We start from the raw sequence: 14,581 nt of genomic DNA on the forward strand, positions 1-14,581 counted from the left end.
ATGGCCGAGCGCGACGACGCCCACATCACCGTCGAGGACCTGACGATCGCCTACGGCGAACGGGTCATCATGCGCGACCTCGACTTCGTCATTCGTCACGGCGACGTCTTCGTCATCATGGGGGCGAGCGGCTCGGGCAAGAGCACGCTGCTCCGCAACATGATCGGGCTGAACGAGCCCACCAGGGGCGACGTGCGCTACGACGGCCGGAGCTTCACGCACGCCGACGAGCCGACCCGCCAGCAGATGCTGCAGCGCTTCGGCGTGATGTATCAGGGCGGCGCGCTCTTCAGCTCGATGACCCTCGCCGAGAACGTCGGCCTGCCGCTCGGCGAGTACACGTCGCTCAGCGATGCCGAGATCCGCGAGGTCGCGTCGCTGAAGCTCGCGCTCGTCGGCCTCAAGGGCTTCGAGGACTTCTTCCCGGCCGAGATCAGCGGCGGCATGTGGAAGCGCGCCGGCATCGCCCGCGCCATGGCGCTCGACCCCGCCATCCTCTTCTTCGACGAGCCGTCGGCCGGCCTCGACCCGATCAGCTCGCGCCAGCTCGACGACCTCATCCTCGAGTTGCGGGCGAGCCTCGGAACGACCATCGTCGTCGTGACGCACGAGCTCCCGAGCATCTTCGCGATCGCGACCGACAGCGTGTTCCTCGACATCGAGACGAAGACCATCATCGCGCAGGGCTCGCCGCACGACATGCTGGCGCGCCCCGACACCGATCCGAAGGTGCGCCGCTTTCTGACGCGCGGCGAGGAGGGAGGCAAGGTGGGGGAGGCGCTCCGGCGTGGGTAGGAAGGCAAACCCCCGGCGCCTTCGTGGTCGGCGCGGTCGCGCTCGCGGTCACCGGCATCGTGGTGTTCGGGTCGGGACGGCTCTTCGCCGGCACCACGCCGTTCGTCATGTACTTCATGGAGGCGTTGGCTCGTGAAGGTGATGTGCGGCAGCGCCGCGGAGATGCCCCACAGCACGCCCTTGATGTTCACGCCGATGCAGCGGCGCGACGTCGCCATCGCTACAACTTGACGACGCGAAGGCCGGGAATGCGGTCGTAGTCGGCATCCTGCGTCAGTACCGACAGGTCGTGCACGATGGCCGTTGCGGCAATCCAGAGGTCGTTCACGGGAACCCGGTGTTGCCTGCGACGACAATGCGCAACGAGGCGTGCCCATTCCCGGGCTGCGGCTGCATCGACGGGCACCGGCTCGAAGGTCGACTCGACGTAGGTGAGGGTCTTGAGGCGCCGCGCTCGGGTGGCACCGTCGGACGCCATGAGCACGCCCAGTTGGAGCTCGCCGACGGTGACGACCGAGACGAGGATCTCGTCGGGCATGGGGCGTCGTCGCGGCCGATCCTGTTCGATCGAGACGAAGACCGAGGTGTCGGCGAGTGCCCGGGTCACCGCACATCGTCCGAGGTATCGGGAACGGCCATTCTCAGGTCGTCCAACAGCCCGGCGTCCGCACGGCACACCTCGAGTGCTCGCGACAGCTCGTCCCACGGAACGACCTCGCGACGCCGAGCCAGCGGACGAATCTCGGCGACAGGTCGACCGTTGATGGTCACTCGTACGCGCTCGCCGCGCTCTACACGTCGCAATACACGTGTCGTATGGTTGCGCAGGTCGCGCACGGGCACCTCGTCTTGCTTCCGCATGCGGCAGCTGTAGCACATCGGCTACGGGCCGGAGAAGCCGCGCGGAACCGTGGCGGGGGTCGCGCTCGACTCCGTTGAGGACATGAAGATCCTCTTCGACGGCGCGAGCAGCGTATCGCCACGACCCGACTTTGCGCCGGTGTATGCGACCCGCAGCCGGAAGATCCAAACCGATCGGCGCGATGCACCGGCGCTCTGCGAGGCATGCGAGTTCGGGGCGTACCGTGCGGCTGCGACGGGGGTGCGACCCGTGCGGTGGTGTCGCAGGCCATGCCACCGAGGGATGGCAGTCACGCGCGGGCGCGGCATCGCTCCGAGGAGCGGGTCGTCCGGGCGCGGTCGCCGCGGTGCTCTCGGTTGCCACCGCGAAAACATGTCAGAGGTGGGGGAGGCGCTCCGGCGTGGGTAGGAAGGCGAATCCCGTCATCATCGGCGCCTTCGTGGTCGGCGCAGTCGCGCTCGCGGTCGCCGGCATCGTGATGCTCGGGTCGGGACGGTTCTTTGCCGACACCACCGAACGTTCGGATCTCTCCTGCCGTTTGCCACAGCTGGTTCTTCGGCTTCTGGGAGACGCCTACGATGACGACGGCCTACCTCTTTTCGCGATCATGACGACCGCCTACATCCTGATCGCGATCCGCTTCGAGGAGCGCGATTTCGAGGCGTCCCTCGGGCCGATCTACACCGCGTACCGGCGGCGGGTGCCGATGCTGATTCCGCGCCTCGCCCCACGAAGACCGTAGATTTGCCGCGCGGCGAGGCGATTCGCCCCGGCTGACCAAAGCGCCACACGCGGCGGTGCGCGGTTTCCCCGGGAACCGCGCACCGGCAAGCGCCAGACGATCTCCTCGACGGGAGCCAGCACGAGCGCGAGGAAAAGGTCGAGAGTGACAACGACCTCTGACGGTCAGTCGTGATCGGTGTTGCGCGCGAGGTCGCGAATCGTCCAGTCGTGCTCGAAGCCGGTCGGCTCGTGTGCGAAACTGCGGCCGCCGTCGGTGCTGCGCAGCACGTGCGTGGTGACGCCCGTGTGCATCGTGGTCTCGTCGAACGTCACGACCTCCGCGACCGCCAGCGCTGCGTCGCCGCGGAGCCGGAGGACGTCGTTTATTCGTGCGTCGCGCAGCGTGTCGGTGACGGGCGCCGGTTGCCAGGCGACGCCGTCCTCGGTCGCGAGCAACAGCGGCATGGATTCTCCGCTCGAGCCGTCCGCCCCGCCGGCGATGCCGCGCTGATCGCCGCGGACGTCGATCGCGGTCAAGAACCGGGTGATCGACGCGTCGCCGGTCTGCCGCACCCACGGCGCATCCGGGGCGTCGCTCCGCAGGATCGAGGCGCCATAGGCCTCGACGATCCACCCGGCGGCCCCCGCGGTGCTGAACGCGTTGGCGCCCCCGAACGACGGGCCGCCGGCCGGCTCGAGCCGGGTGGGCGGCAGCGTCGGGTCGTCGATCCGCACGACGACGAGGCCGCCGCCGTCGTAGCGCACGAGCTCCGCCGCACCGGCACGGAGACCCAGCGCATAGGAGCCATAGAGCGGAAACCCGGACGACGGCGGGATCGTCACGGCCCGCCATGTCATGGCGCCGTCGTCGGTCGCGAAGACGACGGGGATCGTGAACGTCTGGCGTCCCACGATCCATCCATGGTCGGCGTCGGCAAACACGGCATCGAAGATTGGCGGACAGTCCGCGGGAAGGGCTTCGCCGAGGTCGCGCCACGAGCGGCCGGCGTCATCGCTCCGCAGCAAGATGCCGGGCTCTCCATCGCTACCGCGAACACCGTAGGCATAGGCGACGGTCGTGCTCGCGAACGTGATGCCCAAGAGCCCTGCCCCGCGCGGAAGGTTCGTGAGGGCGATCGAATCCCATCCGTCACCGGTGTGGCGCAGGATGTATTCCTGGAACTCCCGACCGCCGTTCGCGATGTCGGCGCCGTAGCGCGTGGCCATCGCGAGGACGACCTCGTCGAAGGCCGGCGCGACCGTCGCCGATGGCCTCGGCGTCGGCGACAGAGTTGGCTGCGGCGTCGCAAGGGCGGGCGGTGGAGTCGCCGTGGGAGCCGGAGAGTCGTGTTCCCCGCCGTCGCTGCCGCCGCAACCGACGAGCGCGATGCTCACCAGCACGACCCACCACCGGAGGTTTAGCCGCCGCGCTCGCATCCCGGGCATGTCGCAGATCCAGACGGGCGGCGCGATCCGATTCTTTCAGCCGAGCCGGCCGCGCCGCGGTTCCGTATATACGAAAACGTGTTCGAGCGGGCTCCGGGTGCAAGGCCACCCGAAACTCCGAGAAGCATCGAGTCACGTTCTTCGAGGACGCTTCGGTCTTCACGGACCCGGAAGGACTGGACCTGGCAGACGACGCGCACTCACGGGTGGAACGCCGTAGCTGGCGCATCGGGATGTCGGACGAGGGCCATGTCCTCACGGTCGTGTACGCGACAAGGAGATCTGGAGAAGGCGAAGCGATCCGCATCATCAGCGCAAGGGCATCGAGCCGCAAAGAAAGGGCCGCGTACGCCCGGCGAGATGGACTTCTCGGACATTCCGGAGCTGACAGATGCGCAGCTTGCGCGGGCGCGACGTGTCGGGCGACCCCCGTTCGGACGTGCGGCGCGCGAGCTGATCGCGATTCGCGTCGACCCGGATGTCCTGCGATCCTTGCGGGTGGAGGCGACCCGCACGGGTAGCGGTTACCAGACGCTCATCCACAAGCTACTCGCCGCACACGTTCGGAAGAGCGCCTGATCGGGCGTTCGGATCTCTCCTGCCGTTTGCCACAGCCGAGGTGCCGGAGCAGGGACGGTCTTGCTCGTCGGGTGCGGGGTCGCGGCGTCGTGTCGCCGGAGGGCGGCGGGGTGATGCGTCAAACGGGCGTCGGAGTCGTTCCCATCGATCCGATTGCGGGTTCGATTCACGGCGCTGTTGCCGCTCTCAGCTCGAACCCGACTCGCGCATGGCCTTCAACCCCAGGGCCCAACGCAGAAGCTCGTCGAGGAGCGTGGTGGCCGACCTGTCGATCGCTTCGTTGGACCGGAACTTCCCGTCGTCGCCGATCATCTGTTGCGCCATCGGGACCGCCACGCCCTCCATCATCGGCATCATCTTCAAGGTGGTGACCTGCAGCTTGGCGGCCTGTACCGCCCGCAGGCCGCCCGAAACGCCGCCGTAGCTGACGAACCCGCACGGCTTATAGTTCCATTCCGTGTAGACGTAGTCGAGCGCGTTGACCAGCGCCGGTGTCGGGCAATAGTTGTATTCCGGCGAGACGAACACGTATGCGTCCGCGACGGCTACGCTGCGGCTCCACTCGCGCGTGTGCTCATGCATGTAGTCTTGGCGCATCGGATGTACGGGCTCGTCGTAAATGGGCAGATTGAAGTCCGCCAGATCGACGAGATGCACATCGAAGCCTCCGTGCTTCGTGGCACGATCACGAAACCAATGCGCGATCGGCGGCCCGGTGCGGCCGGGTCTGGTGCTGCAGATGATGACGTGCAACCGGGGTGTCATGATGGCTCTCTTCGGCGCGACTATGCGCCTTCCGGCAGCGGGATGAACTCTTCTTCGTCTCCTGGCACCGTGGGGAAGCGACCCTCGCGCCAGTCGCGTTTGGCCTGCTCGATGCGGTCCTTCCTGCTCGATACGAAGTTCCAGTCGATGTGGCGCGGCCCCTCGAGCGGAGCGCTGCCGAGCAGCATCACGCGGGCCTCGCCGCAGGCATCTAGCGTCATCGGGACGCCAGGTGAGAGCACCAGCATCCGCCCGTCTCCGACCCGCTCGGCGCCGCACTGCACGCTCCCTTCCCCCACGTACACGGCGCGCTCCGGATGCTCGCTCGGGAGCTCGAGCCGGCTTTCGGCTGGCATGACGGCCTCGACGTAGAAGAAGGGCGAGAAGGCGTGTACGGGCGGGCTCACGCCATAGGCTCGCCCCGCAAGCACGCGCAGGCGCACGCCGTCTCGTTCGAGTGCGGGCAACGTGTCGGCGGGGTGGTGATGGAACTCCGGTAGGATAGGCACGTCGGATCGAATACCTCCTGGATGCTCATCGCGAACCGCTCATGACAACGGTGGGTGCGTGCCCGCGCTCACTTCCGCCAGTAGTCATTCGCTGCCGCGATGGTCTGGAAGTTGACGGCGATCACGTGCGATGCAGCGGTGAGGGCATCGGCGGAGTTGGCGTACTCGGGTCGAAGCGCCTTCAGCACGTCCGCATCGGGTTGTGTGTACTTGACTCCACGGCGGCTGAGCAGGATGGCCAGCTCGAACCCTTCCTGCGGCGTCGCGGTGATCAGTGTGGTCAGCCAGGTTTCTGCCATCATCGTGCTCCCTCCTGCGGATCTTCAATTCTCAAAAAAGAATCTCTATGCGACCGTATGGCGTTTATCGGACGTTTGGATCTTTGCTGACGTTTGCCACACGCAGACAAGCCGGCGCCGTTGAGCCGCCAGGCGGTGGCGAGGAGCGCTAGCCTGGCAAGGTCCGAGGCGTCAAGGTGCGGCGCGGCGGCGTGTCGAAGCCGAGGAGCGCGCGGGTGTAGATTGCGAGCACGGCGCGGCAGAGCACGTGATCCCAGTCGAGGCGATAGCGAAGCCCGTGCGGGAGCGAGAGCACCCATTGGCGGACGGGGACGTGCGGCAGGATGTGATCGACGAGGAAGGCGAGGAACTCCTGCTCGAGAAACGGGGGCAGGCCGTTCGGATCGGCGCGTCGCGTGGTGGCGAGGAAGCTTTCGAGGCGCTCGCGCACGACCTGGTGGAGCACGGTGCCCGTGGCGCCGAGGGCTGGGTACCCGACCGATGCGACGGGGGCGCGGCTCGTGCGGCATGCGGCGGTGTCGCAGGCCATGTTGCCGAGGGATGGCAGTCACGCGCGGGCGTGGCATCGCTCCGAGGTCGCGTGTCGTCCGGGCGCGGTCGCCGCGGCGCTCTCGGTTGCCGCCGCGAAAATATGTCATAGGAAGTGACCCCATGATCCTCTACCCGACGTCCGAACAGATCGAGCGGCTGCTCGCCGGTCCCGATCCCGATCCGAAGGTGCGCCGCTTCCTGACGCGCGGCGAGGAGGGAGGCAAGGTGGGGGAGGCGCTCCGGCGTGGGTAGGAAGGCGAATCCCGTCATCATCGGCGCCTTCGTGGTCGGCGCGGTCGCGCTCGCCGTCGCCGGCATCGTGGTGTTCGGGTCGGGGCGGTTCTTCGCCGACACCACGCCGTTCGTCATGTATTTCACCGGCTCGGTCGACGGGTTGAGCGTCGGCTCCCCGGTCAAGTTCAAGGGCGTCGAGATCGGCGGCGTCACGCAGATCCAGCTCGATCTCGGCGAGGAGGCGCGCATCCCGGTCTGGATCGAGATCGACAACCGGAAGATCGTGGCGCGCGGCGCCGATCGGCTCCCGAGCGATCCGACGCGGCTCAAGGTCGCGATCGATCGCGGGCTGCGCGCGCAGCTGAACGCGCAGAGCATCGTGACCGGTCTCCTCTTCGTGCAGCTCGACTACCGTCCCGAGACGCCCGCCGTGCTGGTGGCGCCGCCGGAGTCCGGCTTCAACGAGATCCCGACCATCCCGACGACGCTCGAGCAGGCGCAGCAGGCCGCCGCCGAGGTCATCGCGAATCTGAAGAATTTCGACTTCGCGAGCTTCAGCAATGCGCTCCGCGCCTCGATCGACGGCATCAACGCGACGGTGAACGCACCCGGCCTGCAAAGGGCGTTGCAGTCGCTGCCCGAAACGCTCGTCGCCCTGAACCAGACGCTCGCGAGCGTGCAGAAGCTGGCGGTCGGCCTCGATCAGAAGAGCGGCCCGCTCCTCACGAGCCTGAACCAGGCGTCGGAGCGGACCGCGGTCGCCGTCGAGCAGGCGCGCGCCACGCTGCAGAGCGTCCAGGGCCTCGCCGACGCCGGGTCGCCGCTCGCGGGACAGCTCGTCGGCGTGCTCGAGGAGCTGCGCGGCACGGCGCGCTCGATCCGGCTGCTCGCCGACTATCTCGAACGCAACCCGAGCGCCCTCGTGCGGGGGCGGGAGGTGGAGGATCGATGATGTCCGTCGCCCGCTCGTGGACGGTGGCGCTCGCCACGCTGGCGGTGGCCGCCGCCGGATGCACGCTGCTCTCGCCGCGCCACGACCCATCGCGCTTCTACACGCTCTCGGCGCGCGTTCCCGCGGCGCCGGTCGGGCGCGGCGAGCCGCTCAGCGTCGTCGTCGGAGCGGTCACGCTGCCGGCCTATCTCGACCGCAACGAGGTCGCGGTCCGCGTCAGCGCGAGCGAGCTCAAGTACGCCCTCGCCGAGCGCTGGGCCGAGCCGCTGGTGCAGAACGTCACGCGCGTCCTCGTCGAGGATCTCGGCAACGCGCTCGCCAGCGATCGGATCGCGTCGCTCGCGACCGCGCCGACCGCGACGCCGGACTTCTGGCTGGAGGTCGTCTTCGTGCGATTCGAGGCCGACGCCGCCGGCAACGCCCAGCTCACCGCGCGCTGGGCCGTCCGCGACACCGGCCGCAGGATCCTCCGCATCCGGCAGTCGCAGCACGCCGGCCGCGCCGGCGCCCCCACCACCGAGGGCGGCGTCGACGCGATGAGCGCCGCCCTCGGCGATCTGGCGGAGGAGATGGCGGGCGTGCTCCAGGAGCTCGCGGCGGAGCGGCGCGCGCCGCGCGTCTGACGCCCGCGCCCCGCGGGGTACGCGCGCCCCGCGCGTACGCGCCGCCCCGCGGCTGCGCGCTCAGCCCCCGAGCGCGCCCTTGATCGCCTTCAACGTCTCGAGGTTCTTCTGCAGGCCGTCGACCTGGGTCTGCATGTCGGTGATGGCGGTGCCGAGCTTCGCCGCCTGACCGATTGCGCCGCCGCCCCCGGCGGCCTCCTTCATCACCGCCCCTCCGACCGCGCCGCCGAGCTCGTTCATATCGGCGACCGCGCGCCGCTCGCTGACCGTGCCGCAGAGGTACCCGGCGCCGAAAACCGTGAGGATCGCGCCGACCTGGATCCCGCGTCGCAACGTGCTCTTCATGACGATGCCTCCTGACCTGCGTGGGCGAGGTGACGCCGCATGCCGCGCGACCGCCCGTTGCCGCGCGGGGATTCGGTCGTAGCGGCCGAGGCATGACGGCGCAACTCGCCCCGATGCGGCACTGCTCGAGCTTCGGCGTCGCGTTCGCGACACGCGACGACGGATCCACCTGGACCATGACCGTCTTCCCGGAGCCGATCAGCGCGCTCCGGGACGTGGCGCTCGTGGCGCTCGTGCCTTGGCGGCGCCGGCCGCCACGCGGCTGTGAGGGATCGCACGGCGTCGCGCAGCGCGTTCCGACCTTGCCCGACGTCGCGCCCGCCGCTACCCATGAGCCGATGGCGCGCGCGCGATGCCTCGGCCTCATCACCGTCCTCGTCGCGGCGCTCGCCGGCCCGGCGCGCGCGACCGTCTACGACGTCGGCCCCGCGCAGCCGCTCGCCAACGTCGGCGACGTCCCGTGGGAGTCGCTTGCGCCCGGCGACACCGTGAACATCCATTGGCGGGCGACGCCGTACCGGGAGAAGTGGGTCATCAGCCGCGCCGGCACGGCCGCGCAGCCGATCACGGTCCGCGGCATTCCCGACGCGAGCGGCAACCTGCCGGTCGTGAGCGGCGACGGCGCGACGACCCGCCTCGCGCTCGACTACACCAACGAACAGCGCGGAATCCTGAAGATCGGCACCGCGAGCCCGAATGTCCTCCCGCAGTACATCGTCGTCGAGAATCTCGAGCTCCGGAGCGCGAAGCCCGGCTACACGTTCACCGACGACGGCGGGAATGCCGGCGTCCCGTACGCCGCCAACGCCGCGGCGATCTACGTCGAGCGCGGGCAGCACCTCGTGATCCGCGGCTGCAAGCTGCACGACGCCGGCAACGGGCTCTTCATCGGCATCTACGACGGCGACACCCGGGACATCCTGGTCGAAGGCAACTACCTCTGGGACAACGGCAACGCCGGGAGCGCGTTCGAGCACAACAACTACACCGCGGCCGTCGGCATCGTCTTCCAGTACAACCGCTTCGGACCGCTCTGCGCCGGCTGCAACGGCAATGCGCTCAAGGACAGGTCGATCGGGACCGTCGTGCGCTACAACTGGATCGAGAGCGGCAACCGCCAGCTCGACCTGGTCGACGCCGAGGACGATCCGTCGCTCATCGTGGACCCGCGCTACCGCGACACCTGGGTGTACGGGAACGTGCTCGTCGAGCCCGACGGCGCCGGCAACAGTCAGATCGTCCACTACGGCGGCGACAGCGGCGACACCTCGATCTACCGCAAGGGCACGCTCCACTTCTTCGAGAACACGGTCGTCTCGACGCGTGCCGGCAATACGACGCTGCTCCGCCTCTCGACCAACGATGAGAGCGCCGACGTGCGGAACAACGTCGTCTACGTGACCGCGACCGGGAACCGCCTCGCGATGCTCGACTCGGCGGGGCAGCTCGCGCTTCGCGCCAACTGGTTCAAGACCGGCTGGGTGGCGAGCCACAGCGGCCTCGCCGGCACGATCACGACGCCGGTGGCGAACGTCACCGGCGCGTCGCCGGGCTTCGTCGACGAGGCGGGGCGGGATTTCCACCTCCAGAGCGGTTCGGGGTGTCGCGACGCGGGCACCGCGCTCGAGGCCGCGGCCCTGCCGACGCACGCGATCGTCCGCGAATACGTGAAGCACCAGGAGGGCGCCGCGCGCCCGACCGACGCGACCCTCGACATCGGCGCGTACGAGTTCGCGTCGGGAGGGACGCCCGGTCCGACGGCGACGCCGAGCGCCACCCCGACGCGCACCGCGACGCCAACCCGGACCCCGACGCACGCGGCCACCGTGACGCCCGCTTCGGGCGCGACCGCGACCGTCACGGCGCCGCCGACGTCCGATCCGACGTCCACCCCGACGCCGGCGCCGGAGGATTGCGCCAACTGCCGCGACGACGATCTCGACGGCGACGTCGACCGCGCCGACGGCGACTGCGCGCCGCCCGCCGACGGCGGCGGATTCGGCATCGCGGGCGACGCCGGCGACGCGCTCGCGCGCTGCGCGGTCGGCGTGCGGAAGGCGGGCGCCCGCTACGGTGCGCGCCGCCTCGGGCGCACGCAGAAGTGCGTCGCGGCGACGGCCAGGTGCGTGCAGCGGCGGCCGGGCGACGCGCGCTGCCTCGACCGCGCGGCCCTCGCCTGCGCGAAGGCGCGGGCGGCGTTCGCCGCCGACGAGGCGATCCTCGTCGGCGGCATCGCGAAGGCGTGTGGCGCCGTCGTCGACGCGGACCTCCGCGGCGGCGCCGGGCTCGGCTTCGCGGCCGAGGACGCGCCGTGCGCCGCGGAGGGTGCGGGCGTGCCCGCGAGCGTCGCGGCGATGGCGGGGTGCGTGCAACACGGTCACGCCTGCCGGGCGGACGAGCTCGCGGCCTTCGAGTCGCCGCGCGCCGCGGAGCTCCTCGCGCTCGCGGGACAGGACCTCGGGGCGTTTCCCTGCCTCGCGACCGGGGCCGACGGCGGCGGCGCCGGAGTCGGAGACGGCGTCCGCGCGCAGGCGCTCGAGCGCTGCGGGAAGGCGCTCGGCGGGGCGGGCGCGGCGTTCGCGCGCGGCAAGGCGAAGGCCGCCGGGAGGTGTCTTCGTGCTCTCGAGGGCTGCCTCTTCGTCGACGGCGTCGCGTCGTCGCCGTGTCTCGCCGCTGCACGCGCGACCTGCGCGAAGGCGATCGGCGCGCTCACGCGTCCCGTGACGGGGATCGAGGCGAAGCTCGCCGGGGCGATCGCCGCCGGCTGCGCCGGCGCTTCCCTCACCGACATCCTCGCGCCGACGGGCCTCGGCTACGGCGCCCTCGCTTCGACCTGCGCCGCGCTCGGCGTGCCGGCCCTCGACTCGTCGGCGGCGCTCGGCGCGTGCGTCGTGCGCCAGCACGAGTGCCGCGTCGAGCAGTGGCTCGAGCGCGCGACGCCGCGCCTTCGCGAGCTGATCGAGCTCGGCGCCGCGCCGCTTCCCTAGGACGTGGGTCGTCGGTCCTCGGTCCTTGCGTAGTCGTACGGAGCCTGGCAAGGAACGCGCGCGCTCGCGGTGGGCGCCTACCCCGATCGAGGAGGACGTTTCGAATGGGTCGTCTTCTGCCGTCGCTCGTTGTCGCTCTCGTGCTCTGTTCGGCCTACGCCGCCGGCGCCGCGGACCAGGTGGAGCTGAAGAACGGCGATCGCCTCTCGGGCGCCGTCGTGAAATACACCGGCGAGACCCTCGTCTTCACGACCCCGTACGCAAAGGAGATCCCGATCGCGTGGGCCGAGGTGCAGTCGCTCACGACCGATGCCCCCTACTGGGTGAAGCTCTCGAGCGGCGAGTACGTGTCGGGCCGATTCGTGGTGCGCGACGACGGGGTCCACCTCGAGTCCGAGACGGTCGAGAGCCCCGAGCCGGTGGCGCTCGCGGACGTCGTCACGATCGGCATCCCGCCGGGCGCGCGCTGGAGCGCCGACGTGAAAGCCTCGGTGAACGGCTCCCAGGGCAATACGGAGACCTTCGCGCTCGGCGCCGCCGCCGAGGCCGTGCGCGAGACTGACGACGACCGCCTGCGTTTTGGTGGGACGATCGCCCGGGCGTCGCAGGACAGCGAGGACATCGTCAAGAACACTCGCGGCTACGGCTACTACGACTACCACCTCGGCGAGCACTGGGATCTCGGCGGCTTCGTCACCCTCGAGTACGACCACTTCAAGGACCTCGATCTGCGGACGGTGGTCGGCGGGGGTCCCGGCTACCGCTTCATCGACACCAAGACGATGCTCTTCAAGGTGCATGCCGGCCTCGCGTACGTGAACGAGAACTTCGGCGAGGCGAAGGACCGGGACTACGTGACGGCGGTGCTCGGCGACGAGTTCCGCTGGAAGATCTCGGAGAGCCAGTCATTCTACCAGTTGCTCGACGTGTACCCGAGCCTGGAAGACGGGCAAGACGTCTTCCTGCACGCCGAGGTGGGCTTCCAACAGACGCTCATGAAGAGCCTGTTCCTCGAGCTCGCGCTCGTCGACGACTTCGACAACATGCCAGCCGACGGTCGCAAGAAGAACGACTTCCGGTATCTGGTGTCGCTCGGCTACAAACTGTAGCGGGCGCCCGAGAAGGGCCCATCTGCCGCGGATACGGGCGGCCGCCCCTTCGCTAGTTCGTTTGGACGGCGGCCAGCTTCGGCGGACAGCTCCTGCCGGGTTGGCCGGGGCAGGTGCTCATGGCGAGGCCGGCGTCGATCTCGGCGGGCTCGGCCTTGAGCTTGGCGAGGGTCGCCTCGGTCTTGGCGATCTTGTCGGCGCGCCCGCTCGCCTTGGCGAGCTCGCGAGCCTGCGCGGCGAGGGCGACGGCGTCGGCGCGGCCGCCGCGACCGGCGTAGATTTCCGCCAGCGTCAGGCGCGCGGTGATGCAGCTGGCGTCCTCGCGCAGCACGCGCTCGAGCATGTCCTCGCCCTTGGCGGCGTCGCCGCCGAGGAGCGTCGGCAGGCGCACGAGGAGCACCCCCTTCGACGAGAGCGCGTCGAGGTGGTTCGGATCGAGCTGAAGCGTCCGGTCGAGCTCCTGCATCATCTTCCGGAAGCCGAGCAGCGACGTGATCTTCTCGCCATCGATGCGCAGCATCTCGCCGAGGTTGCAGAAGATGGCGAAGTGCGCCGGCGCGCTCTTCTCGTCGCGCTCGACGGCTTTCTCGGCGAGCCGCTGGCCGCGCTCGAAATGCGCGGCGCGCTGATCCCGCGAGGTCGCGATCTGACCCTGCTCGCACTCGCGCATCGCGGAGTCGGCGAGGTCGAGGGCGGACTCCGCGCGCGCATGCGGCGCGGCGGAAAGGAGGAGTCCCAGAGCGAAAGCGCCAGCGCCGGAGCGCGCGAACGAGGAAGACTTCATGGAACGCTTACGCGTATCAGTGCGCGGGCGGCGCGACAAGTCGCGATCGGGCGCGATCCCGCGGGCGCGCGCGGCGCGCCCGCGCGGGGACCGCGCGCGCGGCGGTGCGCGGCGGCCGCCGGCCTCGCATCCGGCGCGGGATCGGAGCCCGCGTGCAAATGGACTCCCGCCACCCGCGTGTGTAGAAGCGTGCCCATGCGAGCGACGGCGACGGCGATCTTTCTCGGGGTTTTCGTGCTGGCGGCGTCGGCGGCATGGGCCGGCGACGGCGCGTTCGAGCGCTGCAGCGCGGGCACGAACGAGCGTCTGACGTTCATCGAGGACCGGCTCGAAGAACGGCGGCCCTACGCCAGGTACTGGTGGGGAGGCTGGACCGGCTTCTACGGCCTCGGCGCCGTCGTCCAGTCCGCCCGGGCCGCGACCGAAGACGACGACAGCATGCAGGCCGATTTCGTCGTGAGCGCGGTGAAGGCCTCATTCGGCATGGTGCGCCTCCTGGTCTGGCCGCCGACCGCCAGGGTCGGCGCCGCCGCGATGCGCGTCGTCGACGCGAGCGACGAGACGGCGTGCCGCGAGCGCCTGCGCGTCGGTGAGGATCTGCTCCACCAGAACGCCCGCGAGAGCGAGTCGCGCTGGGACTGGAAGCGCCATGCCGCGAACGTCGGCATCAACGTCGCGGGCGCGCTCATCGTGGCCGAGGGCTGGGACGATCCGAGCCGCGGCTGGCGGTCGGCGGGGATCGGCATCGCCGTCGGCGAGGCGTTCACGTTCTCGCATCCGTGGAAGGCCGCCGACGACCTCGCCGAGTACGAGGAGCGCTTCGGGCAGCGCGCCGATCTGACGCCGACGAAGGTGAGCTTCGAGGTCGCGCCGCAGCTCGGCGGCATCGCCCTCGGCGTGCGGTTCTAGGCCCAATGCCGGTCACTTTACAGTTCTCCGAGACCGACGGGGGCGTTTACGCGGATAGTTGCTCATCTTGATTTTGACGGCGCGCGGATAGCGTCGGGGGCGCCGTGCGGGCAGCACGAGCGTGGCGAG

16 protein-coding genes and 1 pseudogene are annotated in these 14,581 nt (G+C 69.9%); 9 read left to right on the forward strand and 8 right to left on the reverse strand.

Annotated features, from left to right (window positions below; all coding sequences use genetic code 11):
* Window positions 1-795, forward strand: a complete 795-nt coding sequence (locus IT293_11610) for an ATP-binding cassette domain-containing protein (GenBank protein ID MCC6765297.1) — start codon at window positions 1-3, stop codon at window positions 793-795.
* 220 nt (window positions 796-1,015) lie between these two features.
* Here IT293_11610 and IT293_11615 read toward each other — a convergent pair whose 3' ends face one another.
* Window positions 1,016-1,402, reverse strand: a complete 387-nt coding sequence (locus IT293_11615; protein ID MCC6765298.1) for a type II toxin-antitoxin system VapC family toxin — start codon at window positions 1,400-1,402, stop codon at window positions 1,016-1,018.
* Window positions 1,399-1,656: a type II toxin-antitoxin system prevent-host-death family antitoxin gene (locus tag IT293_11620; GenBank protein ID MCC6765299.1), complete on the reverse strand. Its 258-nt coding sequence runs from the start codon at window positions 1,654-1,656 to the stop codon at window positions 1,399-1,401. Before IT293_11620 ends, IT293_11615 begins: the two co-directional genes overlap by 4 nt.
* Before the next feature lie 401 nt (window positions 1,657-2,057).
* Between IT293_11620 and IT293_11625 the strand changes: the two genes are divergently transcribed.
* From IT293_11625 to IT293_11635, 3 genes and pseudogenes are all read left to right on the forward strand, one after another.
* Window positions 2,058-2,399, forward strand: coding sequence for a hypothetical protein (locus IT293_11625; protein ID MCC6765300.1), 342 nt, complete (start codon window positions 2,058-2,060; stop codon window positions 2,397-2,399).
* A 1,249-nt stretch (window positions 2,400-3,648) separates the two neighbouring features.
* A pseudogene (locus IT293_11630) lies at window positions 3,649-4,191 on the forward strand (BrnT family toxin).
* The gene (locus tag IT293_11635; GenBank protein MCC6765301.1) at window positions 4,187-4,405 is read left to right on the forward strand and encodes a BrnA antitoxin family protein; all 219 of its coding nucleotides are present in this window, start codon (window positions 4,187-4,189) and stop codon (window positions 4,403-4,405) included. The pseudogene IT293_11630 and the gene IT293_11635 overlap by 5 nt, the downstream one beginning before the upstream one ends.
* A gap of 186 nt (window positions 4,406-4,591) precedes the next feature.
* On the opposite strand, the gene IT293_11640 is transcribed toward IT293_11635, so the two are convergent.
* The 4 genes from IT293_11640 to IT293_11655 all read right to left on the reverse strand — a co-directional run bounded on the left by IT293_11640 (window position 4,592) and on the right by IT293_11655 (window position 6,507).
* A complete protein-coding gene (locus IT293_11640; protein MCC6765302.1) occupies window positions 4,592-5,170 on the reverse strand; it encodes an NAD(P)H-dependent oxidoreductase in 579 nt (192 codons plus the stop codon).
* A 20-nt stretch (window positions 5,171-5,190) separates the two neighbouring features.
* Window positions 5,191-5,679: a pirin family protein gene (locus IT293_11645; protein ID MCC6765303.1), complete on the reverse strand. Its 489-nt coding sequence runs from the start codon at window positions 5,677-5,679 to the stop codon at window positions 5,191-5,193.
* Between the two features lie 68 nt (window positions 5,680-5,747).
* Window positions 5,748-5,978, reverse strand: a complete 231-nt coding sequence (locus tag IT293_11650) for a hexameric tyrosine-coordinated heme protein (protein MCC6765304.1) — start codon at window positions 5,976-5,978, stop codon at window positions 5,748-5,750.
* 148 nt (window positions 5,979-6,126) lie between these two features.
* Window positions 6,127-6,507, reverse strand: a complete 381-nt coding sequence (locus tag IT293_11655; GenBank protein ID MCC6765305.1) for a hypothetical protein — start codon at window positions 6,505-6,507, stop codon at window positions 6,127-6,129.
* A 246-nt stretch (window positions 6,508-6,753) separates the two neighbouring features.
* Between IT293_11655 and IT293_11660 the strand changes: the two genes are divergently transcribed.
* A complete protein-coding gene (locus IT293_11660; GenBank protein MCC6765306.1) occupies window positions 6,754-7,695 on the forward strand; it encodes an MCE family protein in 942 nt (313 codons plus the stop codon).
* Entirely contained in the window at window positions 7,695-8,318 is a 624-nt protein-coding gene (locus tag IT293_11665) for a membrane integrity-associated transporter subunit PqiC (GenBank protein MCC6765307.1), read from the forward strand. Before IT293_11660 ends, IT293_11665 begins: the two co-directional genes overlap by 1 nt.
* Window positions 8,319-8,378: 60 nt before the next feature.
* On the opposite strand, the gene IT293_11670 is transcribed toward IT293_11665, so the two are convergent.
* Window positions 8,379-8,663: a hypothetical protein gene (locus IT293_11670; GenBank protein MCC6765308.1), complete on the reverse strand. Its 285-nt coding sequence runs from the start codon at window positions 8,661-8,663 to the stop codon at window positions 8,379-8,381.
* A 92-nt stretch (window positions 8,664-8,755) separates the two neighbouring features.
* On the opposite strand from IT293_11670, the gene IT293_11675 reads away from it, so the two are divergent.
* Entirely contained in the window at window positions 8,756-11,650 is a 2,895-nt protein-coding gene (locus IT293_11675) for a hypothetical protein (protein ID MCC6765309.1), read from the forward strand.
* 104 nt (window positions 11,651-11,754) lie between these two features.
* A complete protein-coding gene (locus tag IT293_11680) occupies window positions 11,755-12,759 on the forward strand; it encodes a DUF481 domain-containing protein (GenBank protein ID MCC6765310.1) in 1,005 nt (334 codons plus the stop codon).
* A gap of 52 nt (window positions 12,760-12,811) precedes the next feature.
* Here the strand turns inward: IT293_11680 and IT293_11685 are convergent, their stop codons facing one another.
* Complete coding sequence (locus IT293_11685) at window positions 12,812-13,543, reverse strand: hypothetical protein (GenBank protein MCC6765311.1); 732 nt, start codon at window positions 13,541-13,543, stop codon at window positions 12,812-12,814.
* A 195-nt stretch (window positions 13,544-13,738) separates the two neighbouring features.
* Between IT293_11685 and IT293_11690 the strand changes: the two genes are divergently transcribed.
* Entirely contained in the window at window positions 13,739-14,452 is a 714-nt protein-coding gene (locus IT293_11690) for a hypothetical protein (GenBank protein MCC6765312.1), read from the forward strand.
* The last annotated feature ends 129 nt before the right edge of the window (window positions 14,453-14,581 follow it).

This window comes from Deltaproteobacteria bacterium (genome assembly GCA_020848745.1).
GTDB lineage: Bacteria > Desulfobacterota > Binatia > UTPRO1 > UTPRO1 > UTPRO1.